Source organism: Sporosarcina sp. SAFN-010 (assembly GCF_059415065.1).
On record NZ_JBPFDS010000006.1, the window covers coordinates 112,917 to 129,450 of the forward strand.

Consider the following 16,534-nt stretch of genomic DNA (forward strand, 5'->3'; position numbering starts at 1 on the left):
GGTCGCAGTTATTACTAAAACAGCAGCTTTGCTGTTTTACAAAGGAGGACTATACATGACGTTACTCGCAAAAGAGCGTCCGCGGATTGCGGTCGGTGAACTTGCGAAAATGGCGGTAGTGGCAGGACTATATGTCGCTGTCACGCTCACGCTTGCAGTCATCAGTTTCGGTGCAGTCCAGTTAAGGCTGTCGGAGATGTTCAACTACTTGGCGTTGTTCCACAAGCGATATATTATCGCTGTGACAGCAGGAGTGGTACTCGCGAACTTCTTCTCGCCAACTTGGTTTCTAGACGTACCGATTGGCGGAGTGGCCACGTTTCTCGTGCTGCTCATTAGCCGGGCTGCTACAAAAAAGCTAAAGTCAGACAAAATGAAGTTTGTCTGGACTGCCGTGATTTTTGCTGTTTCCATGTTCACCGTTGCAGGACAGTTGACCCTATTGTACGGCGCGCCGTTTTGGATCACATGGTTCACGGTAGGCGCTGGCGAACTCTTGTCAATGACCGTCGGCGGCAGTATCATGCTCGCTTTAGCGAAAAAAATAGATTTCACAAAATGATAAAACGCATCCCGATTGTACAGGGATGCGTTTTTTATTCATTAATTATGAATGAGATTAGCTTGAAAATACATACATCGGTGTACTGGTTTCTTCCGGTTCAAAGCCAAGCGACTCATAAAATCCAACCGCTTTTGGATACGAAACGAGTACTTTCGTGTGCATATCTTGATACTTCTCCAACATCATCTTCATAATCTTTTTACCTGCGCCTTGCCCTTGATAGGCTGGGTCTGTAAGGACGTAATGGAAATAGACAGCCATAGATCCATCAGACATTGCATTCGCGAGTCCAATCAGCCGGCCGCCGTCCCATGCAGTTGCAACAGAATGAGAGTTAAGAATAGCATTGTACAAATCATTTGGATGAGAAGCAGATTCCCATTCTACAGACAGAAATAATTGTTGGATATTTTCTTTCGTTAACTGATCTGTTTTAAATGTATATGTGAGTGACATTTGTGAATTCCTCCCTCAGCAAGTAGCGGATAAGTGACTCAATCTTTATAAGCATCAATCCCACTAGTTATTCTTATATCCTACTTCAGAACAACATAACCCGCAATTGAAAGAATTCAGCCGACGTTGTTAAGAAAATTGCTTATTCAAGTTCGCCATTTCAATTGCAGATACCGCTGCATCCCATCCTTTGTTGCCGGCTTTTGTTCCTGCGCGTTCGATCGATTGTTCAATAGAGTCCGTTGTCAGCACTCCAAAGATGACGGGAATTCCAGATTGCATTCCAGCTGCTGCCACACCTTTAGCAGTTTCGTTGCAAACATAGTCAAAGTGAGGGGTTGCTCCACGAATAACAGTTCCAAGTGTGATAACCGCATCGTATTTACCGGAGTCAGCCATCTTTTTAGCAATCATCGGAATTTCAAAAGCACCCGGCACCCATGCCAGATCGATATCTTCTTCAAAAACGCCATGGCGTCTACATGCATCTTGTGCAGCGGAAAGTAGCTTACTTGTGATGAATTCATTAAACCGACCAACTACAATACCAATTTTTAATCCTGTACCAACTAAATGACCTTCATATACAGTTCCCATTTTGACTGCCTCCTATAGGGTCAATAAATGACCGAGTTTTTCTACTTTCGTTTCCATATATCGTTTGTTTTCAGGAAGTGCAGGGAGCTCGATTGGAACGCGTTCTGTGATTGTCAGTCCATACTCCACTAAGGCATCCAACTTTCTAGGGTTATTCGTCAGCAATCTCACGTCAGCAATTCCTAAGTCTTGTAGGATTTGAGCACTGATTCTGTAGTCTCGTAAGTCGTCGGGGAATCCAAGTTCCAAATTTGCTTCGACGGTATCCAGTCCTTGTTCCTGCAATTCGTACGCTTTCAACTTATTAATGAGTCCGATTCCTCGACCTTCTTGACGCATGTAAAGCAAGACGCCGCGCCCCGCGTCTTCAATCTGTTGCAAAGCTGCATGAAGCTGTGGACCACAGTCACATCTGGATGAACCGAAAATATCCCCGGTTAAGCATTCGGAATGGACTCTGACCAGTATAGGTTCTGCGCTCGTCAGATCACCTTTAGCCAGAGCGACGTGTTCTTTGCCAGTCATTTTTTCGGTATAGCCAATCATTTTAAATAGACCAAATGACGTCGGCAATATGACCTGTGCTTCACGCGTAATGAGCGTTTCGTTGGCAAGTCGGTATTGCACCAGATCTTCGATGCTAATTAGTTTCAGCCCTTCTGAATCTGCTAGATCACGCAATTCAGGGACCCGAGCCATCGAACCATCTTCGCTCATAATTTCGCAAATGACCGCAGCAGGTTCACTTCCTGCCAGTCTAGCTAAATCGACGGAAGCCTCGGTGTGTCCTACTCTGCTGAGCACTCCGTTATTTTGTGCAATCAGCGGAAAGACGTGACCGGGTTGTTTAAAGTCACTTGGTGTTGCCTGTAGCTCAAGCATTTTTAAAATTGTTTCCGAACGTTCGAAGGCACTAATACCTGTATGAGACTCAGCGTGATCTATGCTCACTGTGAATGCTGTTCCATGTGCATCCGTATTGTTCGCGGTCATCATCGGTAGCCCGAGTTGAGCCGCTTTCGATTCAGTGATCGGCGTACAGATGAGTCCGCGTCCTTTCGTTGCCATGAAATTGATCATCTCAGGGGTTGCGTGTTCTGCTAAGCAGATGAAGTCGCCTTCGTTTTCACGGTTTTCATCATCCACAACAATAATCGGTTTCCCGAGTTTTAAGTCTTGAATCGCTTCTTCGATCGTATCAAACATGAGGAAACACCCTTTCCTTATAAAAATCCGTTTTGCTGTAAAAATTCCTCGTTCAAAGGTCGTTTAGCAGAAGGAGTTTGTTTCTGTAGCATGTTAAACATGTATTTTGCGAGCATATCAAACTCCACATTGACACGTTCTCCCGGTTTACGCTGCGCAAGAACCGTTGTTTTTTGAGTATGTGGGATGAGCGAAATCGAAATGCTTTCATCATCCACATCAAAAATTGTTAAAGACGTCCCGTCAAGAGCAATCGAGCCTTTTGGAAGCACATAGTTCAATCCTCCAGGCGGGAGTGATAAATGCATGACAAGCGAATTCTCGATGTGCTGACACTTTTGGACAATCGCAGTTCCGTCAACGTGACCGGAAACAAAATGACCGCCCAAACGACTATCCGCGCGAAGAGCACGTTCTAAATTTACTGAAGTACCAGCTTTCGCGTTATGTAACGACGTCGTTCGAAACGTTTCAGGCATCACGTCCACGGTAAACTGACCATTCGTAAATGATGTCACAGTCAGACAAGTTCCGTTAACGGCGATACTGTCTCCTAAACGGACATCTTTCAGTATTTCTACAGCTGCCACAGTGAGTTCCATTGATTGACCTGACGAACGGACTGTTCTTACAGTCCCAATTTCCTCAATGATCCCTGTGAACATAAGAATCACTTCCTTTTGGTACAGCCGTTACCTTTAAATCTGGACCGAGCTGTTCCGTTTTTACAAAAACAAAATCTTTTGCGTCACTCATCAAGGCAGGACTTTCCCCGCCGATTGGAGTGAGAGAATCTGTACCTCCAAGTAATCTTGGGGCGATGTACGTAATGATCCGATCGACAGCATCCGCTTGTAAAAAAGATGCATTTACAGAGGATCCTCCTTCTACAAGAAGGGTCATGATGCCACGGGCGCCAAGCTTATCTAGTACGTCAGACACTGAAATGGCAGGCTCATTCATACGAAAAACTTCGATGTGATCATACGGCAAGAAATTCAATTCGTGTTCTTTTGACGCCGCGCTGCCACAAAAAATCCAAGTTGGAGCGTCCGTGTTTTGAATAACCTGACTCGCAACTGGTGTAGATAAGTGTGTATCTAAAATAACTCGAATAGGGTGAAGTCCACCTTGGGGCAATCTGGTGGTAAGAAGGGGATTGTCGTGAAGAATCGTTTTGCTGCCGGTCAAAATGGCATCATGGACATGGCGAAGACGATGGACGTCAAGCCGAGATTGCTCGCTTGTCACCCATTTGCTGTGTCCTGAAAATGCTGCGATTTTACCGTCTAATGTCATAGCTGTTTTTAACGTTACATGAGGTTGTTTGGTCTGAATGAAATGAAAAAAAGGTTGATACAATTCGCGTGCTAAATCTGTACAGACTCCGATTTGTACCTCGACACCTGAATCTCGAAGTCGCTGTATTCCAGACCCTGCAACTAACGGATTTGGATCTAAAGCCGAAACGTAGACACGAGAGATGCCTGCTTGCAAAATCGCTTCTGTGCATGGCGGTGTTTTTCCGGTATGCGAACAAGGTTCAAGAGTGACGTACAAATCAGCGCCAACAGATTCTTTGCCTGCCATATCCAGAGCAACCCGCTCTGCATGACGTTCGCCAGCGCGCAAATGAGCACCCATTCCGACAATCCTGCCATGGTTCACAACAATGGAACCGACTGGTGGATTCGGAGAAGTTTGACCTGCCGCACCTTGCGCAAGTGATAAAGCGATTTGCATATAGTGTTCAATTTCCAAAGATAACAACACTCCTGAATCATAGATTCCTCATGTAACAAAAAAAGCCCCGCAACAGATGTGCGGGGCTGGGTAAGCATGACAAAATAAGCGTCAGTCAAATGAAAAATTTGAAAAACGCACCATTCCTTCTCCCATCCAGACTTTAACTGTCGGCCTTGGAGTTTCACCAAATCCACCGTCTACAAAAAATGCAGCCGGGTCACGGACTAAGAGCCATAAAAGCTCATCACCGCCGGTAGGGAATTTCACCCTGCCCCGAAGGAATATTATTCGGTTGTCTCAAAGTCTAGCACAGCTATTAGTAAGCTTGCAACCTGAATGTTCAATTTTAAACGAGCAAGTCTTTCCACCCGCCAGAGAAGAAATCTGCTGCTGCAAGGGATCCAAGACAGAGGACATATACTGCGATTGGAAGAACTAACGCTGTTATGATTTGCTTTCCTGTAACGTGCATTTTTCTTTTTCTAATCACTCGGTCTACAGCAAAATACAGCAACGATGCGACTAGTCCATATGCTGCAAATACTAATCCGAAACTTGCGTGAAGTAATCCGGAAAGAATAATTTCAGCATTATTGAATTTTACTTTTTCACTAATTAAAACGGATATTTTATCGCTGATAATTGAACATATAATTCCATAAAAAAGTATGATCGGGGTGCCGTAGAGGAGATAGGCCGAAATACTTAGCAAAACCGATCCGAAGTAATTAGAGAATGACGTGATGGGTTCCCCGAAAGGATTGGGAATGAAGAAGCCAAGTAATATGAAAAACAGCACTCCTGATATAGTAGCGGAAAGGATTTTTCTTGCTAACATGATGAGTCCTCCCTGATTGGATACTGAGACAGACAACGAGTTCTAGATTATCTTAACAAATATTTTTACTGTGGGGATTATTGAATCTTCTCAATCGCTTGCCGAATGCTAGAAGTTGTTGATCTGACAGTCGATCACTTACTAATGACTGGGCCACTTTCGGAGATATACCAGTGACACATAACTGAACGCCCATTAGTTTCAAGGCATCCTGAATGGCAAACAAGCTTGTTAATCGGGACTCGTGATTCTAGAACAATCCTGTAATATCAATGATGATATGATCTACTTCATGGTGTTGAACAAATTCACTAAGTTTTTGTGTTAATAAGTTGAATCGATGGGGACTCGTTTCCCCAATAAGGGAAACGGCAGCAAGATTGTCCTGAATTATCAGGATTGGATTGCTTGGTTGAGAGGGTCTGTAACTACAGTAGCCACTCGACTGCCATCTAACACGGCTTCCAATAGAGGAATCTGTGCAGATTGAGCGAGATTTTTCATCTACTGCAAGTCAGGACTTATTAGAAGTCTGTCTATCATTAGTTTAGCACGAGATAAGAAGTAATTTACCAATAAAAATTCAGGCTTTCACCGCTTCGTATTGGCAACCCATATACTTGTAGTTTTGCTGTTGGTACATTTCTCTTGGGGTATCCTCACCGTCAGCGACCAAAATAATTAGTCTGTCAGGAAACTGCTCCATTAACCATCGCTGCAACTGACTTCCTACACCTTTATGTCTCATTCTTTCTAACACGTGCAGCCCATCTATCTCCACAGTCCGTGCCTGAATGATCAAATCAACTGTACCAGCTACTTCCTCATCGTAGTATGCAATAAGCTGCAGAAAATCAGGATTTGAGAAGTTCTTTTTATGTTGCAGTTGTTTTTGTGTTGCAAATTCTCTCCCGAATTGCTCATCAATTGTTCTCTGTAAGTGAAGGAATTCTTCGAGATGAGATGCAGTCACCGGAAGAACCTCAATAGCTGAAGATGGAGACGTCTCCGGAAAATCCTTTGGATAGAGTGCATATAATTCTAGAAAACCGATTTCATAGTCTTGACGGTTTAAATAGGCCGTCAATTCTTTTGAAATGGTTTCATCCTGAGGAAATGTGAATTTCAGATGGTGCTGACCGCGTGCTGTGTGATAGATTTTCAATTCATGTTCTGCTTTTTTAAACTCACTGACAGTGGGCATCTTTTTAAATTCCATGAAGTTACTGTCATAATAAAGTGGCATATCAGGTAGATGAAAATGGCTATATGTATCAGTGATTGTCGCTACAACCCCAGCGTTATAAATGTCTTCGAATGTAACACGATTCATAGGTAACCCCTCCTTCTGCAATCCTATCATATATTTCAGAGGTGGGATTCACTTTTCTGAACATTGGGATTGACATATTTATTAGACGAGAATATACTAGCACTATCACTACTTTGCGTTGCAAGGTAGTTGTTTTTTATAAAGCTACCTTGTAAGGCAACATACTGGATGGAGAGTGGTCGCGTGTCAGTGAGAAGTGAGTTATTAAAAGGAATTCTAGATGGTTGTATGCTTGCCGTCATTGAAAAAGAGACGGTATATGGCTACGAGCTCTCTGCCAAGTTGCAACAAGTCGGACTAGATGATGTGAGTGAAGGAACCATTTATCCCGTGTTGTTGAGACTACAGAAAAATAAATGGATCACAGGGGAAATGCGTGCATCTGAGTCAGGTCCGCGCAGAAAATACTACACACTGACGGAAGAGGGCAAAGAGGCATTGGCGTTCATTCGAAGTGAGTGGGGGAGACTTGCGGTTCCAGTAAACGTATTATTGAAAGGAGAGACTGGTGATGGTGACAACTAAGGAATTGATTCGAGAAAACAATGAAAAGCGGGAACAGTTGACCGAGGAAAACGAACAGTACTATACCAATATGCTCGTATACATCCGATCTAAGTTCTTACTGTCAGAACGGGCAACGGAAGAGTTACTGATGGAAATGCTTGAGCATCTATTGGAGGGTCAAAATGACGGTAAGAGCGCAGAAAAAATATTTGGTGGAGATCCAAGAGCGTATGCAGACGAAGTGATTGCACAAATGCCAAAAGAGAAGAAGAAAAACCAACTGTTGTTTGGAATCCAGCTGATATTCAGCGTATTAGGCTGGATGGTCATCGCTCGTGGTGCTATTTTAGGCGTACTATCGTTTATCAAACCAGTGGATGAGCATCTATATCTTGCTTCAACAGCAGCTATGGTCGTAGCGGTACTCATGATGACCGTGTTTGGTGTGCTACTTCTAATGAACATGGTGAACAAAACGGCATTTGAAGAGAAGAAAAGCACTTGGAAATTTGCAATTATTGGAGGAATATCTGGAGTCCTGGTATTCGGACTCTTTATGGGGATTGCATTCTTTTTTAAAGGGAGAGGTCCTGCCATTGAATTTCCTTGGCTAGCTTCTTTATTAGTAGGCTTTGTGATGTTATTACTGAGTCAATGGCTAGCTCGGAAAAATGAAGGGACTTCTTGATGGAAACGAAACCGAATAGACTCGCAATCCGTAGTATAGATAGAAGTAAAGAACGGATCGGGAGGTTTTCAATATGGATGAGGGTTATTTTGTTGGATGGGGAACGCTCGCGTTAATCAATGCTGTATTGGCACAAGGGAAGAACCGAACTGGTTTCAACTGGTTCTTGCTCTCGCTATTACTGGGACCAGTTGCGACATTCTTTTTAGCACTGTCAGAGAAGAGATAACCTATACCAAACGTAGGCCATCGGGTGCTGCGTTTTTTTTATGGGCAAATTTATTGCTTTAAAATACCCTTATAGGTATATTTGAAGAAATAGAAAACAAATGGAGGAATTACCGATGAGTTGGATTATAATCTTACTAATTGTGGCTTTCTTTGTATGGCGTATGAAACCAGCAAAAGGAATTCGTACAATATCCACAACTGAAGTTAAGGCTTTAATGAAAGATAAATCGAAGCAATTTGTAGATGTTCGAACACCTGGAGAATACAAAGGTCGACATTTCAAAGAATTTAAAAATATTCCTCTTAACGATTTAGGAAAGCGTATGAGTGAGCTGGACAAAAGCAAAGAAACGTACGTGATCTGCCAAAGTGGAATGCGTAGCGCCCGTGCAGCAGGAATGCTGAAAAAAGCAGGATTTACCGATGTCATTAATGTCAAAGGCGGAATGAGCGCTTGGCAGTAACAGAAGAAAGATGTAAACCCAACACAAATCGACAATTGTTGTAATGGGATGTTCTGCTTAGGTAAATAAATGCTACAAAGTGTCGGTTTGAAGTTTATTTCCCCGGAAATAATCGAACGTTGGAAATAAAGGATATACAACTTTAAACTTGCGAACAATTCTAAATTTGATATACTAGATAGACTAACTGACAGAAAGGGTTGAGTGTGGCTGATGGATAACTAATTCCTAATTTCTCAAAACGAATGATTCGTTGTGTGGAAAAACGGGATTGGTCTGTCCATTTTAAACTGCCACTTTCAACCTTTGCTGAGTCGATATTACGATGCTCATCAATAGAGTTGAGGCTTTTTTGAGATGCTGACAGAACCGATCCTTCCGATTATTTTACGGAGGGATCTTTTTTGTGTTCCCTTCCAACTGGAGGAATGTAGATGTTACGAGGAATAGTGAACAAGGTATCAGCGGGATATGGGGATGTGAATATTTTCAAAGAACTCAGCGCAGAAATCCCGCAAGGTGCCAAAATAGCAATTGTTGGGCCGAACAGAGCAGGAAAAACCACTCTTTTGTCAATTCTGGCAGGTGAACGAGAACCTTCTTCTGGAGGAATTGATTGGATTGGTCGAAGCCCTTCTATATCGTATTACAAACAAGAGGCTGAAACAGAAGAGCCAGTAGATTGGACACAAGAAGAGCTCTTTCAAAAGCGCAGTCATTGGCACGTTCCGAAAGAGGCAGAATATGCTTATGCAAGCGGTGGAGAGAGAGTCAAACTGCGGCTTACAGCTACGCTAGCTGAAAACCGTGAAATCTTACTATTGGATGAACCGACTAATCACTTGGATGCATCAAGTGTGGAACGGCTCATTGAAACGCTTCAAGAACGTGAGGGTACTTTACTGTTCGTCTCCCACGATCGATATTTCATCGACCACTTGGCGGATCTTGTGTTTGAAATTGAGAACGGGAAATTGACGGTCTATGAAGGCAATTACACGGATTATCGCAAGCAGAAAGAGCATGAGCGATTCGTACAGCAAAAGCATTATGAAGAACAGCAACAGTACATCGCTGAAATTGAAGGGCAAATCGAGCAGCTGGATAAGTGGTCTGCGAAAGGGCACGCGGAGTCCACGAAAAAAGGTGGCGCTAAAGAATACTACCGGAAAAAGGTAAAGAAACGGAACGTGCAAATTCGTTCGAAGAAAAATCGATTAGAAGCAGAGCTTAAGAAAAACCGAAAAGAGGCGCCAATTGCAGAAACATCGGTTTCGTTTGAACTGGAAGGACTACGGAAGAAAGGCAAGCGTGTTCTGGAACTGAAAGATGCAGGCAAAGCATTCGAAGACAGACAACTATTTCAGCATGCTGCATTTACTGTGCAGGCAGGCGAGCGACTTGCTCTTCTCGGACCGAATGGTTCTGGAAAAACGACGCTGTTCCGCATGCTTTTAGGCGAACTTGATTACGATGGGGACGTCTGGCTATCTGAAGGCATGACGCTGGGATACTTGCGTCAGACCGCATTCGATTTACCGGATGAACAGACGATGGCCGAATATTTTTATTCTCCGTCTTACGAAGAACAAGGTTTCCTCCGCATCCAATTGACGAATTTAGGATTTACAGCTGAACAATGGCAGCTGCCGCTCGGTGTCCTTAGTCAGGGGGAGCGTTTGAAAGTGAAACTGCTCGATTTCATCCGCAGGAAAACGGATGTGTTATTACTGGATGAACCAACGAATCACCTAGATCTTCCATCGCGTGAAGAGCTAGAGCGCACGTTGGATACGTATCCAGGAACGTTGCTGTTTGCCTCCCACGATCGATATTTTACAGAGCGCATGGCAGATGGATTGCTGTTGTTTGAAAAAGGGACTGTTCGTAAAGTACCGTATAGTTTGGTGGAATGGGAAAGTCGGAAATCTTCTGCTCCAGTCCCATCTTCCGAACAAGAAAAACTTCGGCTTGAAACGGAATTGCAGGCGGTATTAGGAAAGTTGAGCCTTCTGACCCCTGAAAATCCAGAATACAGCAAACTAGATCAGCAATTTTTTGATCTGTCTCGACAGTTACGGGAACTGAATAGCTAATAGATAACTAAAAACCAGTGGATTGAACGGAGAGAGAATGGCTCTTCCGTATCGATCCACAGGTTTTCTTTATTTACTGAATCGGCATGAATGCCACTTGCCAAATGCCGTCTTCATTTTTTATCAGTTGAAATCCGGAAGGTGGTTCGTTTTTGCTATTTGGATAATATTCAATGTACCCTTCAATTTTACTCGTCTGAAGAAATCGACCCTCTTCAAAGTTTCGATACTGCTTTGTCAATTGTTCAGGTATACCGCGGTCGGATTCAGGAATTGCTTGATCTTCCTCCTGGCTCCATTGGATGAACTCTTCTTGATCGGTATAGAGTGCATATTCGACTTTGCGATCACCTAAGTATGATGCGTGAATATAAAGCTTTGCCACGCTCATGGGGGACAAGCCTACTAAATGTTGAGTATCCAAATCTTTCTTAAATGCACTATATACATTTTGTTCTGCAGTATTCAATTCAATGGGAACACTTTCGGTAGTTGTGTTTTCAGGTAATGTCGCTAAGCCTTGTAGCACACCTACCACAAGTAGTTGCTCCATTTCTTCTTCATTTACAGAATATCCGATTTTAATCGAACGAGATTTGTCGGGCACAGCGTTTTTTAATGAGACTTCTATTATTAAACTGCTTTCATCCTCAATTTGAAATCCATGAATATCAGAAATCTCTCCAACCTGATCCCGTCCATAAACACCGGGCTTTTTCTTCGCATCAGCAAGATAGAATGAATATGAAAATCCATCGGTTGTGTGAAGGGGTTGCTGATTCTCTTTGATTAATTCAATGGAATTAATGGTCGCTGTGCTGTTCCCGTTCCATGTAATTGGCAGGACAATGTAGTAGGTTTCGTTAGCGAGGAAGGGGCCATCTGAAATATCCTCAATAGTAAATGCCCCGGAGCTACTCGTTCCTTTACCTGACAGACCATCCGGTTTTGAAGAATTCAACAGATCTCCTTTTATTAAAAAGATACCTATGAATAACAAGGATATCGCAACAATTGTTCCAACAATCGCAGGAACGAATCGGGCTGGGCGTTGTGTACGTCGAATTTCTCGTCTGACAGCTTGTTTGTTTTGTTTTGTAAATGACTCTTTATGAAAAACAGTTTTGTCAAAAGCGGAACGAATTTTTGTTTTCTCATCTTTCATCATGATCCCCGCCTTCCAGCAGTTGTGCTAATTTTTCCCGTCCTCTTTTGAGTCGAGTCCGAAGTGTATTTTGGTTTACGTCTAGCAGTTCACTGATTTCAGGTATTGTCAGGTTTTCATAATAATAGAGCAAAATGACTTCTCGATAAGTGAGCGGGAGTTGCAACACACATTGTGCCAACTGTTCATCCTCACTGTTCTGAAGCATGTGCTCATGTGGAGTCGGCTCTTTAGATCGAAGAAACTGAAAGAGTGGACTCCCAACAATCACACGCTTGAACCATGAACTTTTCAATACATCTTTACATTTGTTAATCGTAATCCGATATAGCCATGCTTCTACAGAACGAATTTCCTCTAGCTGATGAGCTCGATGAAAACATGTCACAAAAACATCTTGAACAACTTCTTGCGCCCTTCCCCAGTCTTTGAGGTAACTGAACGCAAGATTCGTTAACTGGTTTCCGTACTGATTCATCAATTGCTCAAGCCATTCATCCTGTTTCCAATCTGGAATGAACTTGTTCTCGCGAGGCATGCCAACCCATCCTTTCTCATTGCGTTCCACCCTGGTGTACCTTAAAGACGAGTGAAAAAGCACGACCGTTTCATTTATCAACTAAAGAATTCATTTCTCTATCGTTTTTCGTGAATCTAGGGGTAGTATACAGGTAAAGGGAGTGATCACGTGTGTTCAGAAGCAGGGTGGAATTTGAATAATAGCTACAGTCAATTGCCGGAAGTGTTTTTTGCAGAAGCGACTCCTGAAGAGGCAACTTCTCCAAAAGTGGTCTTGCTGAATAAAGGTCTTGCTGAATCGCTTGGCCTGGAAGTTGAGGAGCTGAATCCGGAAGTTCTTTGTGGTAATGAACTACCAGAAGGTGCTGCGCCAATTGCACAAGCGTATGCTGGGCATCAGTTTGGGAATTTTACGATGCTTGGCGATGGGAGAGCGATTCTTTTGGGCGAGCAATTGACCCCGTCAGGAGATCGTGTGGATATCGGCTTAAAAGGATCGGGTCCAACGGCATTTTCACGTGGAGGCGATGGTCTTGCAGCACTTGGTCCCATGTTACGTGAGTATATCATTAGCGAAGCGATGCACGCATTAGGCATTCCTACGTCGCGAAGCCTTTCTGTTACATTGACTGGAAATGACGTACATCGCGAAAACATATTGCCAGGAGCGGTACTTGTCCGGACAGCAAGCAGTTATTTACGAGTGGGTACGTTCCAATACGCAGCCGCTCGTCAAGTACCTGAAGACTTGAAGGAGCTAGCAGATTACGCCATAGAGCGGCATTTTCCAGACATTGCTTCACAGGACAATTCATATGAACTGTTGCTCGGAAATGTGATCGAGCGACAGGCAGCATTGCTTGCCAAGTGGCAGCTTGTCGGATTCATCCACGGAGTCATGAACACCGATAATATGACGATTAGCGGGGAAACGATTGATTATGGGCCATGTGCGTTTATGGACGTATACGATCCAGCGACCGTGTTCAGCTCCATTGATGTGAATGGACGGTATAAATACGGCAATCAGCCGGGAATTGCATCGTGGAATTTGGCACGGTTTGCGGAAACCTTACTGCCGTTACTAGATGAGAATCAGGATGAGGCAATTCAGATTGCGGAGAAGCAACTTGCTCGATTTGGTAATGTTTTTGAGCGAGAATGGCTGAACGGGATGCGAGCCAAGCTAGGCTTGTTGGATGAACAACCGTTAGACGAAGCGCTTTCGAAGGAGTTATTGCTTATCATGAAAGACGCTCAAGCAGACTTCACGAATACGTTCAGGGCATTAACAGATGAAAACGTAGAACAACCAGTTTGGTTCAGTGAAGACGCCTTTTGCGAATGGAAGAAGAAGTGGGAGACACGACGAAAGCAACAGACTGCTACTATTGAAGAATCTTATGAAATAATGCGACTAAGCAACCCTTCAGTGATTCCGCGCAATCATCGAGTGGAAGAGGCGATCGAGGCAGCGGAAAACGGCGATTTCAGTGTGTTGCACAAGTTAAATCAAGTTCTTGCTTCCCCATATTCTTATTCCGAAGAGCAGGTTGACTATACGAAACCAACAGATTCGTCAGCACCTTATCGAACGTATTGTGGAACATAATGATGCTATGGAAAATGCGAACGCTTATGCGGCGTTCGTCTTTTTTGTGTTTACTATTAAGCTAGGAAAGTGGTTTACCCTATGCTTGTAGTGTTTAATCCAGTTACTAAGTTCTAAACAATTTCTAGTAATCTGGTAGAAAGTAATTATTTTATTGAAATCACAGTACATTAAATTGATTATAATTTGAGTAGTCGCTATAGTGAGGGAGTTGGAAATTTATAGACAGGGGTTGGAAACATATGTTAAAGAGATGGACTGGGGTATTTCTAGGTGCACTATTAGTGCTTGCACTCGCTGCATGTGGTGAAGATAAAGCAAATCAGACAAGCAAATCGGATGTGGAAAAGCCTGAAGTCTCTGCTGAAGAAGGAACAGGGTCCGGGGATTCAACTGAAGAAGCTGAAAATGGGGAAGCATCGGATATGCAAATAGGGGTGACTGCTAAGGACTTCCAAACCAACTTCAATAAGTTTGCTGAAGAAGTGGGGATCCCTGAGCGCGTCGATAATTTAGATTGGAGAGAATCAGGTTCTGAAGGAGATCACGAAATTATAGACATGAAATACGATGAAGACCGACGTATGCAACTGCTTGCCAAAAAAGGCGAAGAAGAAGTGCGTTCTGTTATGTTCAGTATGTTTGGGGACCGGAAAGAAGCGTTTGGTGTCGTACGTTCCATTATTCGTGGCGCTGATCCAGCTGCTTCTGAAGAGGAAGTGGACGGCTGGATGGAAGAACTTCACTTTTCTGATCCTGAAACTGAAAGTACGGAGGATTATCATTTCGTAAAAACTGATAAATTTAACTTGCTCGCAGAGGACTCTGAAACTTATATCGAGTTCGTCATTAGTAATGTAAACGACCCGGACATCAATGCCGAGAACTTTGAAGCTGGAGAACTATAAGCGATTCTTTGTACCAGCCCCATCCTAAGAAAGGATGGGGCTGGTGTTTTGATGTCCAGCTGAATCCGCTAAATGAAACCCGCTCGTTCCGCGTCCGGACCCGCTCGTTCTGGTGGAGAACCTGCCCGTTCTGGTGGAGAACCCGCTCGTTCCGGCAGAGAACCCGCTCGTTCCGGCGGAGAACCCGCCCGTTCCCATTACAATTTCTATCCGACAACATATACCACATGCAGTGTGGTATACTCCACCGTAGAATTTGATAGAAAAGGATTTGGGGAAATGACAAAAGCAATTACCATAAAGAAACCACTGCCAACACTTTGGCTCGTCGTGCTACTCGGTTCATTGACAGCGTTTGGCCCGCTATCAATGGATATGTACTTGCCTGGACTGCCAGCGGTTGCAGTGGATATGAGCGCATCCACTTCGCTTGTTCAGTTAAGCTTGACGGCTTGTCTGATTGGACTTGGCGTGGGACAACTCATATTTGGTCCGCTAAGTGATATTTACGGGAGACGTCGCCCACTCGTTTTGACGCTCGTGGTCTATGCAATTGCCTCAGTACTTTGTGCGTTCACGACGTCCATTTGGCCGTTCATCCTCCTTCGTTTTGTTCAAGGGTTAACAGGTGCTGCGGGTATCGTGATCGCGAGAGCCTGTGCGCGGGATCTGTACTCAGGACACGAACTCACAAAATTCATGGCATTGCTCTCGATAGTCAATGGGGCTGCACCCATACTTGCACCCATCGCGGGTGGCGCCATTTTAAGTTTTGCCTCGTGGCCAGTTGTGTTTTTCGTACTTGGTGGAATTGGATTACTGATGTTTGTTGGAACTGCGGGTTTTTTACCGGATACACTTCCAATTGAGAACCGTGCAGAAAAGGGAATCCTATCGGTATTCAAGACGTTCGGCAGGTTACTTGGTGATCGTCAATTCATGGGAATTGCGCTTACACAAGCGTTTGTTATGGCTTCCATGTTTGCCTATATCGCAGGTTCTCCTTTTGTCCTGCAAAACATGTATGGCGTTTCACCACAACAGTTTTCTTTTTTCTTCGCGTTGAACGGCATTGGGATTATTGTAGCAGCACAAATTACTGGCCGTTTATCACATAAAATATCTGAACTGAATTTCATGATGACGGGCGTACTCATTTCGTTAACAGGTAGTGTACTGTTATTGCTCGTCATATGGCAACAAGGACCACTATTTATCGTCGCTACTGCATTCTTATTAGTCGTATCCAGTGTCGGAATGGTTTCGACTTCATCGTTTTCACTCGCGATGCATCGACAAAGTCAGGCAGCAGGGAGTGCTTCTGCATTCCTCGGTTTATTGCCATTTATCGGAGGAGCAATCGTCTCACCACTTGTCGGAATTGCAGGTGACCATACCGCGTGGCCATTGGGGATTGTTATAATAAGCTGTAGTTTAATGGCGTTCATCCTATACATGGTACTTGTTCGAAAATCATTACGCTAACGAATTAATAGGTAACTTACAAACTTTTAATTCCAGTCTTGAACAGATTCAAAATGGAATTCCTCTTTCGAAATAAGACTACTAGCAGACTGTAAGGAGCAATCAGCTCTTTGCGGTC

18 protein-coding genes and 1 riboswitch are annotated in these 16,534 nt (G+C 43.7%); of the genes, 9 read left to right on the top strand and 9 right to left on the bottom strand.

Annotation, left to right across the window (positions count from 1 at the left end; all coding sequences use genetic code 11):
- Positions 1-55: 55 nt before the first annotated feature.
- Complete coding sequence (locus ACR65F_RS09015) at positions 56-562, top strand: QueT transporter family protein (protein WP_440504152.1); 507 nt, start codon at positions 56-58, stop codon at positions 560-562.
- Between the two features lie 57 nt (positions 563-619).
- On the opposite strand, the gene ACR65F_RS09020 is transcribed toward ACR65F_RS09015, so the two are convergent.
- From ACR65F_RS09020 to ACR65F_RS09050, 7 genes are all read right to left on the bottom strand, one after another.
- Positions 620-1,021, bottom strand: a complete 402-nt coding sequence (locus ACR65F_RS09020) for a GNAT family N-acetyltransferase (protein WP_440504153.1) — start codon at positions 1,019-1,021, stop codon at positions 620-622.
- Between the two features lie 129 nt (positions 1,022-1,150).
- Positions 1,151-1,618: a 6,7-dimethyl-8-ribityllumazine synthase gene (ribH, locus tag ACR65F_RS09025; RefSeq protein WP_440504154.1), complete on the bottom strand. Its 468-nt coding sequence runs from the start codon at positions 1,616-1,618 to the stop codon at positions 1,151-1,153.
- A gap of 12 nt (positions 1,619-1,630) precedes the next feature.
- Positions 1,631-2,824, bottom strand: a complete 1,194-nt coding sequence (locus tag ACR65F_RS09030) for a bifunctional 3,4-dihydroxy-2-butanone-4-phosphate synthase/GTP cyclohydrolase II (RefSeq protein WP_440504156.1) — start codon at positions 2,822-2,824, stop codon at positions 1,631-1,633.
- A 17-nt stretch (positions 2,825-2,841) separates the two neighbouring features.
- Positions 2,842-3,489, bottom strand: a complete 648-nt coding sequence (ribE, locus tag ACR65F_RS09035; protein WP_440504157.1) for a riboflavin synthase — start codon at positions 3,487-3,489, stop codon at positions 2,842-2,844.
- Positions 3,470-4,585 carry a bifunctional diaminohydroxyphosphoribosylaminopyrimidine deaminase/5-amino-6-(5-phosphoribosylamino)uracil reductase RibD gene (ribD, locus tag ACR65F_RS09040; protein WP_440504159.1) on the bottom strand — a complete coding sequence of 372 codons (1,116 nt, stop codon included), beginning with the start codon at positions 4,583-4,585 and terminating at the stop codon, positions 3,470-3,472. The genes ribE and ribD overlap by 20 nt, the downstream gene beginning before the upstream one ends.
- A gap of 122 nt (positions 4,586-4,707) precedes the next feature.
- Positions 4,708-4,855: riboswitch (FMN riboswitch) on the bottom strand.
- Between the two features lie 61 nt (positions 4,856-4,916).
- Positions 4,917-5,408, bottom strand: a complete 492-nt coding sequence (locus ACR65F_RS09045) for a hypothetical protein (protein ID WP_440504161.1) — start codon at positions 5,406-5,408, stop codon at positions 4,917-4,919.
- Between the two features lie 583 nt (positions 5,409-5,991).
- Positions 5,992-6,741 carry a GNAT family N-acetyltransferase gene (locus ACR65F_RS09050; RefSeq protein ID WP_440504162.1) on the bottom strand — a complete coding sequence of 250 codons (750 nt, stop codon included), beginning with the start codon at positions 6,739-6,741 and terminating at the stop codon, positions 5,992-5,994.
- A gap of 183 nt (positions 6,742-6,924) precedes the next feature.
- Here ACR65F_RS09050 and ACR65F_RS09055 point away from each other — a divergent pair, with 183 nt between their 5' ends.
- The 5 genes from ACR65F_RS09055 (at position 6,925) to abc-f (ending at position 10,727) form a co-directional block, all read left to right on the top strand.
- On the top strand, positions 6,925-7,266 hold the full coding sequence (locus ACR65F_RS09055) for a PadR family transcriptional regulator (RefSeq protein WP_440504164.1): 342 nt from the start codon (positions 6,925-6,927) through the stop codon (positions 7,264-7,266).
- The gene (locus tag ACR65F_RS09060; RefSeq protein ID WP_039041448.1) at positions 7,253-7,936 is read left to right on the top strand and encodes a DUF1129 family protein; all 684 of its coding nucleotides are present in this window, start codon (positions 7,253-7,255) and stop codon (positions 7,934-7,936) included. The genes ACR65F_RS09055 and ACR65F_RS09060 overlap by 14 nt, the downstream gene beginning before the upstream one ends.
- A gap of 73 nt (positions 7,937-8,009) precedes the next feature.
- Entirely contained in the window at positions 8,010-8,165 is a 156-nt protein-coding gene (locus tag ACR65F_RS09065; protein WP_185736842.1) for a hypothetical protein, read from the top strand.
- A 115-nt stretch (positions 8,166-8,280) separates the two neighbouring features.
- Positions 8,281-8,631 (top strand): rhodanese-like domain-containing protein, encoded by a 351-nt coding sequence (locus tag ACR65F_RS09070; RefSeq protein WP_440504167.1) that lies wholly within the window; start codon positions 8,281-8,283, stop codon positions 8,629-8,631.
- A gap of 434 nt (positions 8,632-9,065) precedes the next feature.
- The gene (gene abc-f / locus ACR65F_RS09075; protein WP_440504169.1) at positions 9,066-10,727 is read left to right on the top strand and encodes a ribosomal protection-like ABC-F family protein; all 1,662 of its coding nucleotides are present in this window, start codon (positions 9,066-9,068) and stop codon (positions 10,725-10,727) included.
- 73 nt (positions 10,728-10,800) lie between these two features.
- Here the strand turns inward: abc-f and ACR65F_RS09080 are convergent, their stop codons facing one another.
- Both ACR65F_RS09080 and ACR65F_RS09085 read right to left on the bottom strand, forming a co-directional pair.
- Positions 10,801-11,895 (bottom strand): hypothetical protein, encoded by a 1,095-nt coding sequence (locus ACR65F_RS09080; RefSeq protein ID WP_440504170.1) that lies wholly within the window; start codon positions 11,893-11,895, stop codon positions 10,801-10,803.
- On the bottom strand, positions 11,882-12,430 hold the full coding sequence (locus ACR65F_RS09085) for a sigma-70 family RNA polymerase sigma factor (protein WP_440504171.1): 549 nt from the start codon (positions 12,428-12,430) through the stop codon (positions 11,882-11,884). The genes ACR65F_RS09080 and ACR65F_RS09085 overlap by 14 nt, the downstream gene beginning before the upstream one ends.
- Positions 12,431-12,604: 174 nt before the next feature.
- On the opposite strand from ACR65F_RS09085, the gene ACR65F_RS09090 reads away from it, so the two are divergent.
- From ACR65F_RS09090 to ACR65F_RS09100, 3 genes are all read left to right on the top strand, one after another.
- Entirely contained in the window at positions 12,605-14,023 is a 1,419-nt protein-coding gene (locus ACR65F_RS09090) for a protein adenylyltransferase SelO (RefSeq protein WP_440504172.1), read from the top strand.
- A gap of 242 nt (positions 14,024-14,265) precedes the next feature.
- The gene (locus ACR65F_RS09095; RefSeq protein ID WP_440504174.1) at positions 14,266-14,931 is read left to right on the top strand and encodes a hypothetical protein; all 666 of its coding nucleotides are present in this window, start codon (positions 14,266-14,268) and stop codon (positions 14,929-14,931) included.
- Between the two features lie 279 nt (positions 14,932-15,210).
- Positions 15,211-16,416 carry a multidrug effflux MFS transporter gene (locus ACR65F_RS09100; protein WP_440504240.1) on the top strand — a complete coding sequence of 402 codons (1,206 nt, stop codon included), beginning with the start codon at positions 15,211-15,213 and terminating at the stop codon, positions 16,414-16,416.
- Positions 16,417-16,534 lie beyond the last annotated feature (118 nt).